This window comes from Pseudoalteromonas sp. T1lg88 (assembly GCF_002964765.1).
Classification (GTDB): Bacteria; Pseudomonadota; Gammaproteobacteria; order Enterobacterales; family Alteromonadaceae; genus Pseudoalteromonas.
In genome coordinates this window covers 181097-201262 of record NZ_PQCF01000026.1, presented here as the reverse complement: position 1 = coordinate 201262, position 20166 = coordinate 181097, and the positions used below count along the sequence as shown (strand labels likewise).

The following is a 20166-nucleotide window of genomic DNA, read 5'->3' as shown; positions in this document are numbered from 1 at the left end:
CCCCTTGTTACTAAAACGCCTGAGCGCCGTTTATCCCAACCAACTGCTATTACCATCAGCTTCATGTTTTAACATTGTGGCTGCCAATAACCATAGCATAACTTTTTGTCGGTCTGAATTGTGTGTTTGCACGTCGCGAGGGCCACTTGTTTCGTGCTATCATTGCCGCCATTTACTAAGTAAAGCAGGCTGATCTTTGAGGTTGGCTTTGTTATATTATTACAATTGTTTATTGTACAGAGTGAGTCGTCGTGGCCGAAGTCAGAGCTAGGGTCCATTTAAATGTGGGCAAAAAAAGTGATATTCCTGCGGAAATCGTATCTTTTAGCGGATTAAAAGATGGTCAGGAACATGTTGCCTTAATTTTTAACCAAGCGGATGAGCAACAAACGCCCCTGATCCGTATGCACTCAGAGTGCCTGACCGGCGATGTATTTCACTCCAGCCGCTGCGATTGCGGTGAGCAACTTAATGAAAGCATCGAGCTTATGCATGAGCAAGGTGGGGTGCTTCTTTATCTTCGCCAAGAGGGTCGCGGCATTGGTTTATACAATAAGCTCGATGCCTATGTGTTGCAGTCTCAGGGCATGAACACCTATGAAGCCAACAATCATCTTGGCTTTGCCGACGATCTGCGGGATTTCTCCGATGCTGTTTTAATGCTTAAGGCGCTTGGCATTAGCCAGGTCAAACTGATGACCAATAATCCGAAGAAGCTCGATGCCCTGCGTAATAATGGCATAGAGGTTAAGGCCGTCGTTGGCACCCATGCGCATATCAAGGTGGGGCAGACCGGCAATCAGGCGTACCTGGAAACCAAAATAGCCCATGGTGCACACATGCTGGATATTAAAAAAATTAAGAAATCATAAGCGCAATACGCAAAAGGAAGATTAGTCATCATGTCGATAGAAATACGCGTGCACAAGGCCAGCTCGGGAGCCCGCTGGTATAAAGCAGGTTTGGATATTTTCCAACGCCAGCCGTTTATTTTTATGTTTATGTATATGTTTATTGCCGCTGTGGGCATGCTGGGCTTTGTCCTGCCGCTGCTAAAAATTCCGGCGGCCTTGGCCACGCCATTTTTATTGGCGGGTTTTTATCAGGCAGCCTTGCGCCGCCAACAGGGGCATAAGGTTGCCTTTGCCGATATCCTGAATGTTTTTTCCCAACAGGGCAGACGCATGTTGCTGTTTCGTGTTGGTCTCTACCAAATGGGCGCGGCCTTGCTGTTAGGCATGGTGAGCAGCTTGCTGTTTGCCGATGCGGTGGCTGTGCTTAGCCAGCCGGATATCGACCCGCAAGTGGCGCTGCAAGAGTTAGCGCAAAGCTTCTCCTTCCCCGCGGTAGCCCTGATTTTAGTCCTCTTTAGCGTTTATTTGTGTGCTTTTGCCTTTGCCGTGCCCTTGGTTTATTTTGGCGGTCATACGTCAATGTGGGCGGTAATGAAGGCCAGCCTGCTGGCGTTTTACCGTAATATGGCGGCGATGACGGTTTATGGCCTGATCGGCGCCGCTCTGATGCTGGTCTGTGCGATTTTGTCTCTTATTCCTCTTCTTGTTGTTATGCCGATTTGCTACATTAGCTTATTCATCGCCTTTCAGGCGATATTTATGCCGCAATTACAGCAGCATGAAGGTGATAAGGGCGCAGTGGATAGGGCGCAAAATGAGCCGGCGAAGCCACAGGAGTCACATTCTTCCGATGGCCGGTTTGACGCTTAATGGATGAGCGCGAACAGCAAAAACAAAAGAATTATGTGCTCTGGTTACTGGGGCGGCAGGAATACAGCCGCAGGGATTTGCAGCGCAAATTGCAGCAACGTCAGGTACCAGAGGAGTTTGCCACCAAGCTGTTAGATTGGTGCGAGCAACAGGGATTTTTGGACGATAACCGCTATTGCGCCAGCTTTATTCGCCGGGCAATAGATAAGCGTCACGGGCCGCGCCGTATTTGTGCCGATGCTCAGCAAAAGGGTCTGGATAAAGACCAGGTGGCTGGAGCCTTGGCAGAAATGGACGTCGATTGGTTCGAACTGGCTCAAGAGGCCTACCAGCGTAAATTTAAGGCGCTGGGAAAACAACTAGATTATAAGGAAAAAGCCAAGCGTATTCGTTACTTAACGGCGCGTGGTTTTGACTACCAACAAATAGAATTTGCACTTGCAAGTGAAGCGACAGACGAGTGAGAAAAACGCAATGCAGCATTTGACGACCGCACAGCTAAGACAGAAGTTCTTAGATTATTTCGCCAAACACCAACATCAGGTGGTGCCTTCGGCCTCTTTGGTGCCGGGCAATGACCCCACCTTGTTATTCAACAACGCCGGTATGGTGCCTTTTAAAGACGTGTTCCTGGGCGCAGAAAAGCGTCCTTATACTCGTGCCGCCAGTGCTCAGCGTTGTGTTCGTGCCGGTGGTAAGCACAATGACCTGGAAAACGTAGGTTATACCGCCCGTCACCATACCTTTTTTGAAATGCTGGGTAACTTCAGCTTTGGCGATTACTTTAAAGAGCAGGCCATTGCCTTTGCCTGGAAGTTTTTGACCGAAGAGCTGCAACTACCGAAAGAAAAGCTGTGGGTGACCGTTTTCACCGAAGATGACGAAGCCGCCGATATTTGGATTAACCAAATTGGTGTGCCTAAAGAGCGCGTGTCACGCATAGGTGCAAAAGATAACTTCTGGTCTATGGGCGATACGGGTCCTTGTGGTCCTTGTTCAGAAATTTTCTATGATCACGGTGAGGAAGTCTGGGGTGGTCCTCCGGGCACGCCAGAAGAAGATGGCGACCGTTATATCGAGATTTGGAACCTGGTATTTATGCAATTTAACCGTCACGCCGACGGTACCATGGAGCCATTGCCGAACCCATCTATCGATACCGGCATGGGCCTTGAGCGTATTGCCGCTATCTTACAGGGCGTGCACTCAAACTATGAAATCGACCTTTTCCAGGCCCTGATCAGCTCAGCTGCTAAGGTGACTAATGCTCAGGATATGGAAGACAAGTCGCTGCGCGTAATCGCCGACCATATTCGTTCATGTGCCTTCTTGGTACTCGATGGTGTTATGCCTTCGAATGAAGGTCGTGGTTATGTATTACGCCGTATTATTCGTCGCGCCGTGCGCCACGGTAATAAGCTGGGCGCCAAGGGCACCTTCTTCCACAAGATAGTGGCCGAGCTGGTGGCGCAAATGGGTGATGCTTACCCTGAGCTGGCCCAGAAGCAGGGCATTATCGAGAAAGTATTACGCATCGAAGAAGAGCAGTTTGGTAAGACGCTTGAGCGTGGCCTGGCGATTCTTGAGGAGCACTTGAGCAGCTTAGAAGGGGATGTGATCCCGGGTGATGTGGTCTTTAAGCTTTACGATACCTATGGTTTCCCGGCGGACTTAACCGCGGATGTGGCCCGTGAGCGCTTTTTGACCATAGACGAGAAGGGCTTCCAGGAATGTATGGATGTGCAGCGCAAAAAAGCCCAACAAGCGGGCAAGTTTGGCGCCGACTACAACAATCAATTACGCTCGGATAAGTCGACCGAATTTAAAGGCTATGATGCTCAGCAGCACAGCGCCACGGTAGTGGAAATGTTTGCCGCCGGTGAGAAGGTCAGCCTGCTTAACGATGGCGAAGAAGGGATAGTGATCCTTAACCGCACCCCTTTCTATGCCGAGTCTGGTGGCCAGGTGGGCGACACAGGTGTGCTGGCTACTGCCAACGGTCAGTTTATCGTTACCGATACGCAAAAACTGGGTAATGCCTTTGCTCACCACGGTAAGGTGGTAGGGCAGATTGGTGTGAACGACAAGGTGGATGCGCGCATCGATGCCGAGCGTCGCGACCGCATTAAGAAAAACCACACTGCGACTCACCTTATCCATGAAGCTTTGCGTCAGGAGTTGGGTGAGCACGTAAACCAGAAAGGTTCATTGGTGCAAGCGGATCGCCTGCGCTTTGACTTCTCGCACTTTGAAGGTGTGACGCCAGAGCAATTACAGCGCGTTGAAAAGAAAGTGAATGACGAAATTCGTCATAACTTTGCGCTGCAAACCGAGTTGATGGCCATAGATGCCGCCAAGGAAAAAGGTGCCATGGCGCTGTTTGGCGAAAAGTATGATGACGAAGTGCGTGTTGTTAGTATCGGCGACTACTCAATTGAGCTGTGTGGCGGTACTCACGTGGAGCGTACCGGTGATATCGGCTTATTCAAGATAGTTTCCGAAGCGGGTATCGCTGCGGGCGTACGTCGTATTGAAGCGGTGACCGGTGCCGACGCCCTAAACCATATTGCGGCGCAAGAAGAGAAGCTAACGCAAATCGCGGCACTGTTGAAAGCGGATAGCGGCAATGTACTGGATAAGGTTCAAGGCCTGTTAGAGCGCTCTAAAGGCTTGGAAAAGCAGGTAGCTCAGCTTAACGACAAGCTTGCTAGCGCTGCTGGTGCCTCGCTGCTAGACGGCGCTAAAGACATCAATGGCGTTAAGGTATTGATTGCCAATGTGGCCGGTACAGAAAGCAAAGCCCTGCGTGGCATGGTTGATGATCTGAAAAACAAAATGGGTTCAGGCATTATCGCCCTGGGTGTTGCCGATGGCGATAAGGTTAGTTTGATCGCCGGTGTAACCAAGGATCTGACAGGTCAATTTAAGGCTGGAGAACTGGTTAACCATATGGCTGCTCAGGTTGGTGGTAAAGGTGGTGGTCGCCCGATATGGCTCAGGCCGGCGGTACACAACCAGAACACCTTGACGCTGCCCTAGCCAGTGTTGAGGGCTGGGTGAGCGAACGCGGTTAATAGCGGGCTGTATTAAACACAGTGGCGCTTTTAGTCCAAAAATTCGGCGGCACCTCGGTTGGCTCTATTGAGCGGATTGAGGCGGTCGCCGATATTATTATTCGCCAACGGCAACTTGGTCATCAGGTGGTGGCTGTGGTCTCGGCCATGTCCGGGGAAACCAACCGCTTGTTGGCATTAGCCGGTCAAGTGGATGACAGGCCCAGTACGCGAGAACTCGATGTGCTGGTCAGCACCGGCGAGCAGGTAACTGCCTCGCTCTTGTCCATGGCGCTGATCCGCCGCGGTTATCCGGCGGTAAGCCTGCTCGGCGATCAGCTGGGTATGAATACCGACAACCTCTTTACCAAAGCTCGCATACTGGATATCGACACTCGTCGTCTGCGTCAGGAGCTGCAGCATGGTCGCATCGTTATTGCCGCCGGTTTTCAAGGTCGTGATAGCGAAGGTAATATTACCACTCTAGGCCGTGGCGGCAGTGATACCTCGGCGGTGGCCATTGCCGGGGCGCTTAACGCCGAAGAATGTCAAATCTACACAGACGTTAATGGTGTCTACAGTACCGATCCCCGTGTTGAACCCAAAGCGCGACGCCTCACCAGCATTGGCGTACCAGCTATGTTGGAGATGGCCAGCTTAGGGGCCAAGGTGCTGCATATCCGTGCCGTTGAGGCAGCGGCTCAGTATCGGGTGCCGTTGCGGGTATTATCCAGTTTTGACCCCGACCAGGGCACTTTAGTTTTAAGCGATGAGGACGAGCCAATGCCACAGCAAAATGTGTCGGGTATTGCCTTTAAAAGGGAACAAGCGCTCATTTTTCTTAATAATTGTGACGCAAATCCAGCAACTTTGGCGAATATACTAGAGTTGTTGGCCCATAAAGGCATAGAAGTCGATGTTATTAATCAAGTTAATCAAAAAGTTGGCAAAGTAGACTATGCTATAAGTATACCCAGCTTAGAGTTGCGAGAAGCGCTAGTTGCGTTATCAAATAGCGACCAATTAGCTGGCGTAAATATCACCACTCGGGACGATTTAGCCATGCTTTCTTTGGTGGGTGTGGGTATAAAAACAAATGCATCGATAAGCAGTCAGTTCTTTCGAGTTTTTGCTGACGAGAATATCGAGGTATTTATTGCAAGCTCTGGAGAGATAAAGCTTTCGGTACTGATCGAACGGCAATATTTAGAGCTTGCAGTAAGGGCACTGCATGCAAAATTTGGCATGGCAGATGAATAATTAAGCAAAGTTTTACTTACTTTTATAGTAATTATTCATTAAAATGCCGTTGACGGAATTTTTGACTAATTTGGAATAATGGGAGCAAGAGAATGCTAATTCTTACTCGTCGCGTTGGCGAAACCCTGATGATAGGTGACGAAGTCACGGTTACCGTATTAGGTGTGAAGGGTAACCAGGTACGTATTGGTGTGAATGCGCCTAAAGATGTATCTGTACACCGTGAAGAAATTTATATGCGAATACAAGCGGAAAAATCGGGTTCATCGAATCCGGGTAATGAATAATACCGCTGATTACTAAGCCACTTTTAAAGTGGCTTTTGTTTTTTCTGAGCCAGTATAAATTCCCTTACTTGGTCATTTAATATGGCGTTACTCAGATAATGGCGGTAGCCCTTATTGGTCACCAAGACTAGGCCTTTTTCTGTGCTCACAGTCTTGCTGATATTGGTCCAAGCCAAGGTGCGGGTATTACCGTTTGCCGTGGTGCTGATCCCTTGCTCATCGATTTTTAGTTCAACCTCATGACCGGCGGCGCGAGAAAGGCGTTGACGGGCTACCCACCAGGCCTTTTGATAGCGATACGCCACCATCTCCAGCAAGGCCAAGGCAAATAAAAAATAGCCTACATAGTTGTTTTGCAGCTTTAGTATGCTAAACAGGGCGAGGGCAACCAAAAGCAGGATTAAACCATATTTGGGCTGTTTGCGATTGCTCAATGGTAACGATTGCTCGTAGCTTTCGAGGAAGTAGTCTTTGTCTAAGATGTAAGTGGTGGTGTAGTTCATATTCGCTCGCTTAAGCCACTGCAAAGTAAGGGATGTTATGCGTATTTTATTTTTTATGGCGGCACTGTTTATAAGCTTGGCCGGCTCGGCTCACGCCGCAGCGCAGCAATTTTTAGTCTTGGGTGATATGCCTTATACACCCATCGACGAGGCTCTGCTCAGTGCCCCTGATGGGCGATTATACCAAGCGATACAGCAAACCCCACACCTATTTGTGGCCCATGTGGGGGATTTAAAATCCGGCTCCCTGCCTTGCACCAATGACTTGCTGCAAAAAAATTATAACCTGGTGGCGCAATTAACCCGTGCGCCCTTTGTTTATACGCCCGGCGACAATGATTGGACAGATTGTGACAGGCCGGCTCTGGAGCCCGGTTTCGATGAGCTAGAGCGCCTTGCCTATATTCGTAAACACTTTGCTCAATCCCAGCTTTCGCTGCCTGATTATCAAAGACAGCAGGAGCAGGTGGAAAATCAGGCCTGGCGCATTGATGGCGTACAGTACCTGACCCTGCATGTGGTGGGCACCAATAATGGTCGCTCGCAAATATTAAAAAGCTCGCCACAAAGCGCTATTGCCGCCGCCGAGCGCCGCGATAAATACAATATGCAGTGGCTCGCATCCGAGCTGGAAGGCGATGTTAACGCTGCGGTGATCTTTATGCAGGCGGATATCTATGCCGCCAATAACTATGGCGCACCTTGCACACAAGAGTTTCAGCAAAACTGTGATGCGTTAGCGCTATACCGTCAGCACCTGGATACCCTGGCCGAGCAAGTGGCATTTCCCATTTTGCTGGTGCATGGCGATACCTCTGAGTTTTGTTTCTCGCAGCGCAAGTCCGGGTTATGGCATCTCAATGCCCCTGGCGATTTTCGCGTATTGGATGTTGCCAAAGTTCAGGTGCAGGACGCGCAGACGAAACCTTTTGTGGTCAGTACACTGATTCAGCCTGGTGAGGCTATTCCAAAGTGTGAGTAATAAAAAAGCCGCGCTTAAGCGCGGCCTTGGGATGTAAAAATCGGGAGTTTAGAATTGGAAGCGAACGCCCAATTTAAACTTACGACCCAGTACGTCATAGCTACTTGGGAAGGTGTTACCCGAGTTAAAGCTGGTGCCACCTGCCTCACCACCTACAACCGGTGGCTCTTTCTCAAAGAGGTTATCCACGCCTAGGCTGGCGGTAATATTGTCGGTGATATGGTAGTTGGCATAGAGATCGAAGTAGCTGTAGGAACCGATACTTCTGAACCTAGGATCATAGTTTGGTACGACGGTACGATAAGGCTCAACATCTATACCATCCATATAGCGCCATTGTAGTGATACCGTAAAGTCATCCATGGCCCAGGTGGTACGCTGTACCGCACGCAGTTCGGATAGAGGATCGCAGTTGGTGCTGTAGTAACCCTTACAGTCGATAACACGGGCCGTCTCCGCACTTTGCGATTCCTGAGTCAGGTACTTGTTAACCGTACCTGAGAACTGTAGTTCACCCCAGTTATCCATAGGCCAGGCAAAGTTAAAACCAAGCTCTATGCCTTCGGCGCGAAGGTTTTTAAGGTTAGTGGTATATTGTTCAATACCTGCACCGGCAACGGTTAGGCCACCGCCAACACGTTGAATCTTGGCACATTGCTCAGCATCGCCTAATGTGTAACAGGCAGCAAGAATTTCATCAACAGTGAACTCACCTATGATGTCGTCAATATCTATATCGTAGTAGTCCAGACTGATGGTGAAATTTTCCAAGGTATCGAACTCGGGTGTCCAGACAATACCCGCGGTAAAGGTACTTGCATCTTCCGCACCCGGTGGGTTAGCTGGATCGCTTCCGGAAATAACCTGCACCTGACCTGAGATAAAGTCTTGAACGTTACCTACCTGAGCCGCGGTCATGCCGGTAGACTCACAGAGCGCTCGCAAAGTTGAATCCGTTGCCAATCTTTCTGCATTGGTCACCGAACATGGATCGCTACCTGCGTTGTCCAGACCTGTTACCACGGGAGCGGCGATTTCACCCACGTTAGGTGCGCGCGTTGCTTGTTGTTGCATTACCCGTACCAGCACAGAGCTGACCGGACGCCAGTTAACACCTAGTTTCCAGGTTTCGTTTGAGCCCACGGTATCGTAATCGGCCCAGCGGAAACCAAACTCAACATCCAATGTTTCAGCAAAGGCCATACCATCGAGTATGGGTAGATAACCCTCAAGGAAGAACTCATCAACGCTAAAGCCGCCTTCTATGGGGAGTCGATTACCACCGGCCCCACCTTGACAGCTGGCTGGGGCAAGTTTTAAACACTCATCTGGCTCAAACAGGCCTTTTTCCTTACGGTACTCATAACCGAAACTCATGGCTAAAGGCGCACCGGCACCTGGGATTTCGATGAACTCCACCGGACCATTGATGGTTGCGGTAGCGATGCGCTGGCTGTATTTCTGTTGTTGTAGGGCAATGGCGGTAGCATAGCCGGCCATTTCATCGGTAATGGTACCGAAACCACCAAACAGGTTGATGGGCACACAGGTGGCATCGCCATTCAAACAGGTTACACCATCAGCGGTATCCAAGGCGTTCTGGATGTTAGTCAGGTTGGTATAACCGCCACGCACCGTGGTACGGTTTGACTCGCCGTATTGGAAACTTACATCATATTGCCAATCGTCAAAGACGTAGCCATTCACACCGGTAACGAATTGGAACAAGGAGGTGTCGTAACGCTCGGTACGCGCGCCTAACTCTAAGGTACGACGGCGCAGCTGCACGGTAAGATAATCTTCTTCATCCACCATACCGTTGTCGTTAACGTCATTCCAATTGCTGCCATCAAGTAGTCCGTTGGCCAAGGCACCATTCCCTGCATCTATCATAAATTGACGGGCTTGGTCGCCAATCAGAGGGTTAAACAGGGGGAGTTGAAATGCCGAACCAAAGGTACCCGATGGCGCTACCTGGGTATCAACCGAGATAGAGCTGTAGGTTAGTGATGAATAGACTTCATGTTCTTCGGTCAGGTTATAGCGCGCCAGCGCGGTACCCGAGTAACGCTCAGAAGGGGTTTGATAGAAGTTATAAGGGTTGAAGTTAAATACACTACAGCTATCCGCTGCCAGCGTGCCATCGTTTCTAAATTGTCCCGATGAACTGGCGCCACCACCAACAATGGCAAAGCGTGTCGGGATAGCCGTTGTTGAACCGCCGCTTTCTACCGAGTTAGGTGCCTCACACTCAGGTGGAGCCGGGATTGGGGGCTCGCCATTTAAGAATTGCTCATAGTTGGCACCGCTTTTGGTTTCTATACCTAAGAGGCCGAGCGGGCGATCACCCAGGCGGATTTCCTTACGTTTGGTCCAATCTAATGACAACACCACGTTACCGCGATCATCGGCCAGGTTAGAACCTATGGTTAGCGAGATATTGTCTTTATCGCCATCATTGTCACCGGTCTCCTGGTGCGAGGTATTGAGGGCTATCCCTTCAAAATTCTCTTTAAGGATAAAGTTAACCGCACCGGCGATAGCATCCGAACCATATACAGCCGAGGCACCACCAGTTACCACATCGATACGCTCTACCAGAGCTGCAGGGATTACCGAGGTATCTACCTCGCCATCGTAGTTAAAGGGGATCATCCGACGGCCATTGACCAGGATAAGTGAACGTTCCGCGCCAAGACCACGCAAGTTAACCGTGGCAGCACCGGCTGAACCATTGTTCACGTTACTGCCGTCACCGGGAATGGTGGACGGCAAGGTACGTAGTACCTGCTCTACTTCAGGCTCTTGTTGAAAAGCAAGTTCTTGCTCGCCGATAGAGGTAATGGGGCTGGCGGATACGGCACCAGGTTGACGGATACGACTACCGGTTACGGCAATCACTTCGATATCTTTGTCGGCCTCTTCTTCGCCCGCGGCTTGTGCCTGAGGGGCAATAAAGGCCATAGAGGAAATGCTAACGCCGAGCGCGAGTTGAAGCGCCAGCGCAAGTCTGGATTTTAACATTGTCTTTCTCCCTAGTTATTAGATAGTTCTAATACATCAGGGACAATCAAACTGCGGTTGTTCCTATTAGCGCAATAAAGCTTAGACGCTGAAAGTCAATAATGCCAAGGGCTTTAGCCATATTGGTGCAAAATACTTGTTTCAAATTATTTTGGTCTTACCAATTTCTTTTTCTGGTAGGGTATCTTGCCCTGCCAAATCAGCTCTTCCCAGTAACCACTATTAATAATGGTTATATCCAATATTTTAATCGCATATATTCGGATTTAACCTGAGTTATCTCTCTAAGTGGCTAGTTTTAAAGCTAATTAATAGCCTTAGAGTAAACTCAAATATTGGTAATACCAATTTACATTGTGTAGACAATTTACTTTTATTTGATATGGTGTTGATTGTACGTTTACCAAAATTAACAGAAATGCACTGGAGTGAGGATGAAGATTGCAGCACTGATGCTTGAAGCAGCGGGATTAATGGCCACTGGGATGCTGGTGGTTTTTATGTTTTTGCTGCTGCTGATTGGCGCCTTAAAGCTGATGTCGCACTTTCTGCAAGAAGATGAGTCGACTGGGGCGCAGTTATCGACAAGCAGAGGGCCAGTCACAGAGGGCATACCGAAAGCCCATATCGCAGCCATTGCCGCAGCGATTCACCAGTATAGAAAGCAATAATAATAGGGGCACAGAATGTCAAAATTACATTTAACAGAGCTGGTATTACGAGATGCACACCAGTCTTTACTGGCAACGCGTATGCGCTTGGACGATATGTTGCCCATAGCCGCCAAGCTGGATCAGGTAGGATACTGGTCCGTTGAATCATGGGGCGGCGCCACCTTTGATGCATGTATTCGTTATTTGGGTGAAGATCCTTGGCTGCGCATTCGCGAGCTTAAAAAGGCGATGCCAAATACTAAGCAGCAAATGCTGCTGCGCGGACAAAACTTGCTGGGTTATCGCCACTATGGCGATGATGTAGTGACCAAGTTTGTAGAGCGTGCGCACGCCAATGGCGTCGATGTGTTTCGTATTTTTGATGCCATGAATGATGTGCGCAACCTGGAAACGGCCATTAAGGCCGCGGTTAATGTGGGCGCTCATGCCCAGGGCACGATTTCCTATACGGTATCGCCGGTACATACCTTGGATATGTGGTTAACCCAGGCCAAACAACTTGAAGACATGGGTTGTCATTCCATCTGCATTAAGGATATGGCGGGATTATTAAAGCCCTATGATGCCCATGAGTTGATCACCGGATTAAAACAAACCGTGTCCTTGCCTATCGCCATGCAATGTCATGCCACTACGGGCTTAAGCACTGCCACCTATCAAAAGGCCATAGATGCGGGTATTGATATGCTCGATACCGCAGTTTCCAGTATGAGCCAAACCTATGGCCACAGTGCCACCGAAACCATGGTTGCGATAGTTGAAGATACGCCAAGAGATACGGGCTTAGACTTGGGGCTGTTAGAAGAAATTGCTGCCTATTTTCGCGATGTGCGTAAAAAATACGCTCAGTTTGAGGGCAGCCTAAAGGGCGTGGATGGGCGCATTCTTTTGGCTCAGGTACCTGGTGGCATGCTGACCAATATGGAAAACCAGCTAAAAGAGCAGGGCGCCGCGGATCGCCTCGATGAGGTACTCAAAGAGATCCCTCTGGTACGTAAAGATCTTGGCTACTTACCGCTTGTTACGCCAACTTCGCAAATTGTCGGTACGCAGGCGGTGTTAAATGTACTCACAGGTGAGCGTTATAAGTCCATCACCAAGGAAACCGCCGGGGTATTGAAAGGTGAATACGGCGCTACGCCGGCACCGGTGGATAGCCTGCTGCAACAACAGGTACTTAACGGTGCTGAGGCTATTAGCTGTCGCCCCGCCGACTTAATCGATGCGGAGCTGGATAAACTGACCGCTGAGCTGGACGAGCATGCGAAAGCGCAGCAGTTGCAGCTTGCCGATGAAGTTATAGACGATGTGCTGACCTACGCCTTATTCCCGCAAATTGGTCTGAAGTTCTTGGCGAATCGTAATAATCCTGATGCATTTGAGCCAGTACCTACCGGTGAGATAAACCAAGACGCGGTCGCGCCTGCGGTTTCTCCGATTGCTAAAGCGCCTGCACAAGGCGGGCCTGAGCGCTACAGCATTAGTGTTGATGGCAAGGCTTATGATGTTGTTGTGGCCCCTGGCGGTGAGCTGGAAAGTGTTCGCGCCATCGCAGGTGAGGGTGAAAATCCGCCACAAAGTGCGGTAATAAGCAGTGGCGAAACCCTGAATGCACCACTGACAGGCAATATCTTCAAGGTGCTGGTTAAGCCGGGACAGCAGGTTAATGAAGGTGATGTGGTTATCATCATGGAAGCGATGAAGATGGAAACCGAAGTGCGCGCTTTACATGGTGGTAAAGTGGCAGAAGTACTGGTGCGCGAAGGCGACTCGGTAAGCACAGGCGATGCGCTTATCGCGCTGGCCTAGGAGGAGCTATGGAAGCAGTCGTTAATCTTTGGCAGGCCACGGGCATAGCCAACTTTTCCGCCGGCCAGTTGATCATGATAGCTGTGGGCTGTTTACTCTTGTATTTGGCGATAGCCCGTAACTTTGAGCCCTTGCTTTTGGTGCCCATAGGCTTTGGTGCGTTACTGACTAACATCCCAGTGGCCGGTATGGCCGACCCTAACGGTATTCTCTATTACGTTTACCATGTAGGTATAGATACCGGGATATTTCCCTTGTTGATCTTTATGGGTGTGGGGGCACTGACCGATTTTAGTGCCCTGATAGCCAACCCGCGCATGTTGCTCCTGGGGGCGGCGGCACAATTTGGTATCTTCGCCACCTTGTTTGGCGCCATAGCCCTGAACTATGTGCCTGGCTTTGAATTTACTCTTAAAGATGCCTCGGCTATTGCCATTATAGGTGGTGCCGATGGCCCTACGGCGATATTCCTAGCTTCAAAATTGGCCCCGGATTTACTCGGTGCCATTGCCGTTGCAGCCTATTCCTATATGGCCCTGGTACCCATTATTCAGCCGCCTATTATGCGGGCGCTAACATCGGAGCAGGAGCGAAAAATTGAAATGCCGCAACTGCGGACTGTGTCGAAGAAGGAAAAAATCATCTTCCCGCTTATGGTGCTGGCGCTTACCGCCATGTTCCTGCCGGCAGCGGCGCCCTTGGTGGGGATGTTTTGTTTGGGCAACCTGATGCGTGAAAGTGGGGTGGTGGACCGTCTCAGCGGCACGGCGCAAAACGAGCTGATCAATATCACTACCATCTTTTTGGGTCTGGGCGTGGGCTCTAAACTGGCGGCGGATAAGTTTTTAACCGTGGAAACCCTGGGCATATTGGCGCTCGGAGCCTTGGCATTTTCCATCGGCACCGCCTCTGGGGTGTATATGGCCAAGGCGTTAAATCGCTTTTCGAAAACGCCCATTAACCCCTTGGTTGGTGCTGCGGGAGTGTCTGCTGTGCCCATGGCGGCGCGGGTGGTTAACAAGGTCGGGCTTGAAAATAACCCACATAACTTCTTATTGATGCACGCCATGGGTCCCAATGTCGCCGGGGTGCTTGGTAGTGCGGTGGCCGCGGGTATCTTGCTTGCCCTGGTAGGCTAAAATCGGTTAATTGGCTCTTCCTAGCCATTGCGCACCTTGGTTGTGAACTCACTAAGGTGCGCTTTTTTATGCCTTGTAGGTCGGGCTTTGCCGCCATGGTTGTAGGTCGGGCTTTCAGCCCGACAAAAGATAACCCCCAGCCTCATTGTCGACGCAAAGCATCGACCTACAGGTAAAGCATTAACCTTGGAGCGGCCTTTGCCATCTTGTAGGTCTGGCTTTCAGCCCGACAAAAGATAAAACCCTGCCTCATTGTCGACGCAAAGCATCGACCTACAGGTAAAGCATTAACCTTGGAGCGGCCTTTGCCATTTTGTAGGTCGGGCTTTCAGCCCGACAAAAGATAAACCCCTGCCTCATTGTCGACGTAAAGCATCGACCTACAGGTAAAGCCCCGCCCACAACACTAACCTCAGACAATCAAGACGCTAATATGCTTGGTATGTTATAAGGGGAGTATTGAATTAAGGAGTAGATAAGCATGAATGCGATTTTGATTATCCTCGCTTTGTTTGTAGCCTTGGCCATCGCCGTGCCTTTATTGGAGCGCTATCAGCAGCAAATGGGGCTCAATAAAATGGTGCGGTTTCGTAAATACATCATCCCCTTGGTAGCAATTAGCCTGATCCTGCAGCTGTTGTACTTGGCGTTTAATCGCTAGCTAGTTCGCAGGCATAAAAAAAGCACCCTGAGGTGCTTTTTTTATTCGTATCACAATTCTTATTTGCTGTTCATGGCCAGCTGAATTTCGCGCTCACGCTCCAATTGCGCCAACAAGGTATCGGCAATTGGTTTGAACTTGGCTAGCTCACTAGCCGGTAGCGGCTCTGACTTAGGCAGCTTAACGGTTTTCGGATTACGGTGAACACCGTTAACCAGGAACTCATAGTGCAGGTGAGCGCCGGTAACGCGACCTGTAGCCCCAACCGTACCAATTAATTGACCCTGTTTAACCTTCTCACCTTGCTTAACCTTACGCTTATGCAGGTGCAGGTACTTAGTAACATAGGTATTACCGTGCTGGATAAAGACATAGTTACCGTTAAAGCGGTTATAGCCAGCCTTGAGTACGCGACCATTACCCGCGGCCACCACAGGCGTGCCGGTCTTAGCTGCGTAATCTATGCCACGGTGCGGTTTAACCGTTTTCGTTACCGGGTGAAGGCGACGAGGGTTAAAGCTTGAGCTGATATATTTAAAGTTAACCGGGGCACGTAAGAAGGCCTTTTTCATGCTGCGGCCTTGCGGTGTATAGAAGTTACCATCGCTGTGCAGCACGGCGGCATAACGCTCGCCTTGGTTAATAAATTCGGCAGCAAGGATCTTGCCTGTGCCAATATATTCACCATCCACATGGTGAGTTTCATAAATCAAACTGAATTGATCGTCTTTGCGCAGGTCGTTGGCAAAGTCCACATCCCAACCAAAAATGGTAGCAAAATTCATAATTTGTTTTTCGCTCAGACCGGCGCTGATCCCTGCGGTCCAAAAGCTACCGTTAATCGAGCCCGAGGCCGATTTGGTCAGGGTCTCAATTTCTTTGGAGTCGATGGCGGTATCGTAACTGCCTTCGTTGTTTAATGTTACGAACAGGGTATCTGTTTTGCTAAGCACATATTTTAACTGCTGCAATTCGCCTTGCTCATTTTTTGCAAAGCTAAGCACTTCACCGGGATGAATCTTGGTTAGTTTTTTGGTTTCTTCGTTGGTATTAACGAGTTTGTGCAGAGTTTGTGCGGAAAAGCCGGCGCGCTTAAAGATAACAGCCAGGCTGTCTCCATTTTTTACTTCAAAGTCTTGGTGTTCGTAGCTAGGCAGGGTAAGGGCTTCTTCGGCGGAATTAAGCTCGGCAATTTTTTCTTCATCTTCCAGCTTAACTTGTAGCTCGTAGCGTTTGCCTACCTCTAGTGGTTTAGCATCGTTATCCTTTGAAGCCGTAGCTCGTTCCGTAGGTATAAGCATCAAGGTAACAATAGTCACCAAGAAGCCCACAATGAGCATTTTGTGTTTATTGGGGAGCTTGTGTACCACGCTTACCATAACCTACCTTTTTTGCCATAAAGGAAATAAAACTAACCAATGGCTGAGCATATATCTAATATTGGCAAAATACCAGGGTTTTGTGCATTTAAACCGGCGCCAAAGTGCGCTAGAATCGCGCGGTTAGCACATATTTTATCGGAGAAATAAATGACAGACTTGCAGACGGCACTGGCAGAAATTAAACGCGGTGCTGAGGAAATTTTACTCGAAGACGAGTTGGCAGAACGACTTAAGTCAGGGAAAAAACTAAGAATTAAGGCTGGTTTTGATCCTACGGCGCCGGATCTTCATCTTGGCCATACGGTGCTTATCAACAAGATGAAAACCTTCCAGGACTTAGGCCATGAAGTAATCTTTTTGATCGGTGATTTTACCGGCATGATAGGTGATCCAACGGGTAAAAATGTGACCCGTAAACCTTTAACCCGTGAAGATGTGTTAGCTAACGCCGAAACCTATAAAGAGCAAGTCTTTAAAATCCTGGACCCTGAGAAAACCACCATTGCCTTTAACTCACAGTGGATGGAAAACTTAGGTACAGCGGGAATGATCAAACTCGCGGCCAAACAGACCGTAGCACGTATGCTTGAGCGTGATGACTTTAAAAAACGCTATGCTAATGGTCAGGCGATTGCTATTCATGAGTTTTTATATCCTTTGGTGCAAGGATGGGATTCGGTAGCACTTGAAGCCGATGTTGAGCTAGGTGGTACCGATCAGCGCTTTAACCTGCTGATGGGCCGCGAGCTACAAAAAGACGAAGGTCAAAAGCCGCAAACCGTGCTAATGATGCCATTGCTGGAAGGTACAGATGGCGTCCAAAAAATGTCGAAATCTTTGGGTAACTATATAGGTATCACAGACTCGCCTGAGGACATGTTCGGCAAAATAATGTCTATCTCCGATGATCTAATGTGGCGTTATTACGAGTTATTAAGTGCTTTGAGCCTGGAGCAAGTCGAGGCATTAAAGGTGGATGTTGCCAATGGCACCAACCCTCGTGATATCAAGATTGCCCTGGCCAAGGAAATTATCACCCGTTTCCACGATGAGCAGGCGGCGCAGCAGGCTCATGATGATTTCACCCAGCGTTTTTCTAAAAATGCTTTGCCTGATGATATCGAAGAGCAGACGTTGGACTGTGCTGATGCCGAAATGATGATCACGGCCTTGCTTAAAGATGCGAATTTGGTTGCCAGTACATCTGAAGCCATCCGCATGATCAAACAAGGTGCGGTAAAAATCGACGGTGAAACCAAGGTTGATGACAGCAAGCTGATGATAGCCAAAGGTACAACCGCGGTATACCAGGTTGGTAAACGTCGCTTTGCCAAGGTTACTCTGGCCTAATAAAAAGCCGTAGTGCTAAAAATAACTAAGCCACCTTCAGGGTGGCTTTTTTTATGCCATGTTTTAGGCGAGCAATTAATTGACTAAAAGCGAGCCGCTGCAGGGTAAATGTGTGGTGCGGTGGCAGTGGCGGCCATCGCGCAAGGCGACAGCTGCCAATAACTGCAATTACTCAGGTGATTGCTAAACGCCGCCAACGGCATTTATAGGCTAACGTTGGAAAGCTTGGTTAGCATGGCCATCACCATGGCCGATGAGTTCTTTGATGCTACCTCAAGGTAGGCCTCAAATGAGTCTGGAGATTCTTTACCGGCAATATCTGACAGCGAGCGGATCACCACAAAAGGAGTGTTAAGTAGGTGACAGGCCTGAGCAATGGCCGCACCTTCCATTTCTACCGCCAACATGGTGGGGAATTGCGCTCGGGTTTGCTCGATACGGGCCGGATCACACATAAAAGAATCACCGGTACAAACCAGACCAACCAAAGACTGACACTGCGCCAGCTCGGCAATAGATTGCTCCGCTACCTTTACCAGCTCAGGATGAGAAGTATAAGCGGCTGGCATTTGTGGCACTTGGCCGAATTCATAACCAAAAGCGGTTACATCCACGTCATGGTGGCGCAACTCATTGGCAATGGCGACATCGCCTACCGCCAGACGTTGATCAAAGCCACCGGCAGAGCCCGTGTTGATTACACAATCCGGGTGGAATTGTTCAACTAAAATAGTGGTAGCAACGGCCGAGGCAACCTTACCGATACCCGATTGCACCAAGGTCACTTCCTGGTCGTTTAATTGCCCGTGATAGAAGGTGAAGCCACCTTGCTCGAGAACCTCAACGTTACTCATTTGCTCACGTAAAATTGCAATTTCCGGCTCCATAGCGCCGATAATACCTACTTTCATAGCATCTCTAATTTATTGGCAAAAACAGCCCTTAGTATATCAAAGGCTGTATCGATATGGCATTAAATCTCCGCCACCTGGGTCGAGGTGATAATGACAGGGCCTTGCATTTTTGCCTTGGCTTGTGGCGATGACAGCACAGCAGGAGGCCGATTTATGGCTGGTTCAGCTTATGCTGAGCTTAAGTAAAATAGCGCTGCACAGGGACTTAAGTCGAGAATTGAGAAGGGAGTGAATTTCATGAGTTACTCCAGAGCGAATATTGACATATACGCTCTGGGAGCAATAAGCCTGCTCGAACTGCTAGGAGCTTGAGCCTTGCTGAGTGATTTGTTATCCAGCCTCTAAGGCTGATAACCACCGGCAATGCCTTTAGTAGCAATGGCTACGGCATCATGGGCGTGCAGCGACTCATAGTGGTTAATACGCAACCAGAAGTCTTGTACATCGGCGTCTTGATTCAGGGTCGATTTGATCTTGCGCGCCGCATCCTCACAGAACATCAGGTTTTCACCGTTAAGGCGAGCAAATTCCTGCTCGTCTTCACGTTTTACCGCGGTTTGCACTGGAGTTTTCAGGGTGTTTTCTATGGCGTCGATCAGGGCCAGGAAGTTGAATGCTGAAACCTGGCTAGCCAAGCGCACCTTCACCTCGGCGACCGAGCGCTGAGAATGCGGAGTAGCACTGATCCCTTCACTGCTGCCAAGCCAGGCATGCACATCGGCGAAGCTTAGTTCTTTGGCATCGAAATCGCGCACAAAGTTGGCCTGAATCAGCTGTCGCGCCAGGGCTGCTGAGCAGGGGCAGGTTGACGAATAGGTCACCTTAATGCCGACTTCAAACTCCAGTTTGCCTTCATTGATGCGAGCATCAATGGCGATAGGGTAAAACTTCCAGCCGCTGTTATCGCTTAACAGGGCCGGGCGACGAAGTGGTAAGTCAAAGGCCAGGCTGATACGCGCCTGTGAACTGATATCACAGTGCGAGCTGATAAACTTATCCAGTGTAGCCTTAATATTTAGCGGCGTTACCGCTGGGGCGCTGGAGAGTTCATCAAGTGCTAAAAACAATCGCGACATATGAATGCCTTTGGCATTTTTGTCGATCAGGTTAACAAAAGCCTGGGCTTTGGCGTTTACGACCACGGGCGCAAGGCCGTCGGATTCGACCAGCAGCGGCAGCTCAATATCACTCATCCCCACCCATTCTAGTGTTTCTTGAACGGGAGCTGAACTCGTGTTAGCAATATCTGGCATGGCGTTGTGCATGGCCTTCCTCATAGGTAATACTGAAAAGCCCGATATTCTACCTGAAAATTAGCAAATGTGGAGTTTACAGGCGCCATAACTAGCAGCAGATGCAAAAGCGTATCTCTTGCTAATATTAAAGGTGTAACTATTCCCATAC

General features: G+C 49.4%; 16 protein-coding genes and 1 pseudogene. 12 read left to right on the top strand and 5 right to left on the bottom strand.

From position 1 onward, the window contains the following. Positions 1-251 precede the first annotated feature (251 nt). From C2M34_RS08895 to csrA, 6 genes and pseudogenes are all read left to right on the top strand, one after another. Positions 252-872, top strand: a complete 621-nt coding sequence (locus C2M34_RS08895; RefSeq protein ID WP_105200788.1) for a GTP cyclohydrolase II — start codon at positions 252-254, stop codon at positions 870-872. Positions 873-902: 30 nt separating this feature from the next. Then, a complete protein-coding gene (locus tag C2M34_RS08890) occupies positions 903-1724 on the top strand; it encodes a BPSS1780 family membrane protein (protein WP_105258568.1) in 822 nt (273 codons plus the stop codon). Beyond that, positions 1724-2188 (top strand): regulatory protein RecX, encoded by a 465-nt coding sequence (locus C2M34_RS08885; RefSeq protein WP_105200786.1) that lies wholly within the window; start codon positions 1724-1726, stop codon positions 2186-2188. Before C2M34_RS08890 ends, C2M34_RS08885 begins: the two co-directional genes overlap by 1 nt. Before the next feature lie 10 nt (positions 2189-2198). Next, positions 2199-4798: pseudogene (gene alaS, locus C2M34_RS08880) on the top strand (alanine--tRNA ligase). Positions 4799-4819: 21 nt separating this feature from the next. Then, entirely contained in the window at positions 4820-6037 is a 1218-nt protein-coding gene (locus C2M34_RS08875; RefSeq protein WP_105200785.1) for an aspartate kinase, read from the top strand. A 92-nt stretch (positions 6038-6129) separates the two neighbouring features. Further along, the gene (gene csrA, locus C2M34_RS08870; RefSeq protein ID WP_105190613.1) at positions 6130-6324 is read left to right on the top strand and encodes a carbon storage regulator CsrA; all 195 of its coding nucleotides are present in this window, start codon (positions 6130-6132) and stop codon (positions 6322-6324) included. 23 nt (positions 6325-6347) lie between these two features. Here the strand turns inward: csrA and C2M34_RS08865 are convergent, their stop codons facing one another. After that, entirely contained in the window at positions 6348-6827 is a 480-nt protein-coding gene (locus C2M34_RS08865) for a YcxB family protein (protein ID WP_105258567.1), read from the bottom strand. A gap of 37 nt (positions 6828-6864) precedes the next feature. Between C2M34_RS08865 and C2M34_RS08860 the strand changes: the two genes are divergently transcribed. Next, positions 6865-7809 (top strand): hypothetical protein, encoded by a 945-nt coding sequence (locus C2M34_RS08860; protein ID WP_105258566.1) that lies wholly within the window; start codon positions 6865-6867, stop codon positions 7807-7809. A 48-nt stretch (positions 7810-7857) separates the two neighbouring features. Here the strand turns inward: C2M34_RS08860 and C2M34_RS08855 are convergent, their stop codons facing one another. After that, positions 7858-10833, bottom strand: coding sequence for a TonB-dependent receptor domain-containing protein (locus tag C2M34_RS08855; protein ID WP_105200782.1), 2976 nt, complete (start codon positions 10831-10833; stop codon positions 7858-7860). A 434-nt stretch (positions 10834-11267) separates the two neighbouring features. Here C2M34_RS08855 and C2M34_RS08850 point away from each other — a divergent pair, with 434 nt between their 5' ends. From C2M34_RS08850 to C2M34_RS08835, 4 genes are all read left to right on the top strand, one after another. Continuing rightward, positions 11268-11504 carry an OadG family transporter subunit gene (locus C2M34_RS08850; RefSeq protein ID WP_105258565.1) on the top strand — a complete coding sequence of 79 codons (237 nt, stop codon included), beginning with the start codon at positions 11268-11270 and terminating at the stop codon, positions 11502-11504. A gap of 15 nt (positions 11505-11519) precedes the next feature. Then, a complete protein-coding gene (gene oadA / locus C2M34_RS08845; protein ID WP_105258564.1) occupies positions 11520-13316 on the top strand; it encodes a sodium-extruding oxaloacetate decarboxylase subunit alpha in 1797 nt (598 codons plus the stop codon). Between the two features lie 8 nt (positions 13317-13324). Further along, positions 13325-14455 (top strand): sodium ion-translocating decarboxylase subunit beta, encoded by a 1131-nt coding sequence (locus C2M34_RS08840; RefSeq protein WP_105213725.1) that lies wholly within the window; start codon positions 13325-13327, stop codon positions 14453-14455. A gap of 481 nt (positions 14456-14936) precedes the next feature. Continuing rightward, positions 14937-15116 (top strand): hypothetical protein, encoded by a 180-nt coding sequence (locus tag C2M34_RS08835; RefSeq protein WP_105258563.1) that lies wholly within the window; start codon positions 14937-14939, stop codon positions 15114-15116. Positions 15117-15175: 59 nt separating this feature from the next. Here C2M34_RS08835 and C2M34_RS08830 read toward each other — a convergent pair whose 3' ends face one another. Next, positions 15176-16495 (bottom strand): peptidoglycan DD-metalloendopeptidase family protein, encoded by a 1320-nt coding sequence (locus C2M34_RS08830; protein WP_105200777.1) that lies wholly within the window; start codon positions 16493-16495, stop codon positions 15176-15178. Positions 16496-16645: 150 nt separating this feature from the next. Between C2M34_RS08830 and tyrS the strand changes: the two genes are divergently transcribed. Continuing rightward, a complete protein-coding gene (gene tyrS, locus C2M34_RS08825; RefSeq protein ID WP_105200776.1) occupies positions 16646-17848 on the top strand; it encodes a tyrosine--tRNA ligase in 1203 nt (400 codons plus the stop codon). Positions 17849-18051: 203 nt separating this feature from the next. Here the strand turns inward: tyrS and mtnN are convergent, their stop codons facing one another. Both mtnN and folE2 read right to left on the bottom strand, forming a co-directional pair. Continuing rightward, positions 18052-18759: a 5'-methylthioadenosine/S-adenosylhomocysteine nucleosidase gene (gene mtnN, locus C2M34_RS08820; protein ID WP_105200775.1), complete on the bottom strand. Its 708-nt coding sequence runs from the start codon at positions 18757-18759 to the stop codon at positions 18052-18054. Between the two features lie 344 nt (positions 18760-19103). Continuing rightward, positions 19104-20027, bottom strand: a complete 924-nt coding sequence (gene folE2 / locus C2M34_RS08815; RefSeq protein WP_105200774.1) for a GTP cyclohydrolase FolE2 — start codon at positions 20025-20027, stop codon at positions 19104-19106. Between the last annotated feature and the right edge of the window lie 139 nt (positions 20028-20166).

Coding starts and splice junctions, on each gene's coding strand:
- C2M34_RS08890 (WP_105258568.1), top strand. CDS start 903: ATGTCGATAGAAATACGCGTGCACAAGGCCAGCTCGGGAGCCCGCTGG.
- C2M34_RS08885 (WP_105200786.1), top strand. CDS start 1,724: ATGGATGAGCGCGAACAGCAAAAACAAAAGAATTATGTGCTCTGGTTA.
- csrA (WP_105190613.1), top strand. CDS start 6,130: ATGCTAATTCTTACTCGTCGCGTTGGCGAAACCCTGATGATAGGTGAC.
- C2M34_RS08865 (WP_105258567.1), bottom strand. CDS start 6,827: ATGAACTACACCACCACTTACATCTTAGACAAAGACTACTTCCTCGAA.
- C2M34_RS08860 (WP_105258566.1), top strand. CDS start 6,865: ATGCGTATTTTATTTTTTATGGCGGCACTGTTTATAAGCTTGGCCGGC.
- C2M34_RS08855 (WP_105200782.1), bottom strand. CDS start 10,833: ATGTTAAAATCCAGACTTGCGCTGGCGCTTCAACTCGCGCTCGGCGTT.
- C2M34_RS08850 (WP_105258565.1), top strand. CDS start 11,268: ATGAAGATTGCAGCACTGATGCTTGAAGCAGCGGGATTAATGGCCACT.
- oadA (WP_105258564.1), top strand. CDS start 11,520: ATGTCAAAATTACATTTAACAGAGCTGGTATTACGAGATGCACACCAG.
- C2M34_RS08840 (WP_105213725.1), top strand. CDS start 13,325: ATGGAAGCAGTCGTTAATCTTTGGCAGGCCACGGGCATAGCCAACTTT.
- C2M34_RS08835 (WP_105258563.1), top strand. CDS start 14,937: ATGAATGCGATTTTGATTATCCTCGCTTTGTTTGTAGCCTTGGCCATC.
- C2M34_RS08830 (WP_105200777.1), bottom strand. CDS start 16,495: ATGGTAAGCGTGGTACACAAGCTCCCCAATAAACACAAAATGCTCATT.
- tyrS (WP_105200776.1), top strand. CDS start 16,646: ATGACAGACTTGCAGACGGCACTGGCAGAAATTAAACGCGGTGCTGAG.
- mtnN (WP_105200775.1), bottom strand. CDS start 18,759: ATGAAAGTAGGTATTATCGGCGCTATGGAGCCGGAAATTGCAATTTTA.
- folE2 (WP_105200774.1), bottom strand. CDS start 20,027: ATGCACAACGCCATGCCAGATATTGCTAACACGAGTTCAGCTCCCGTT.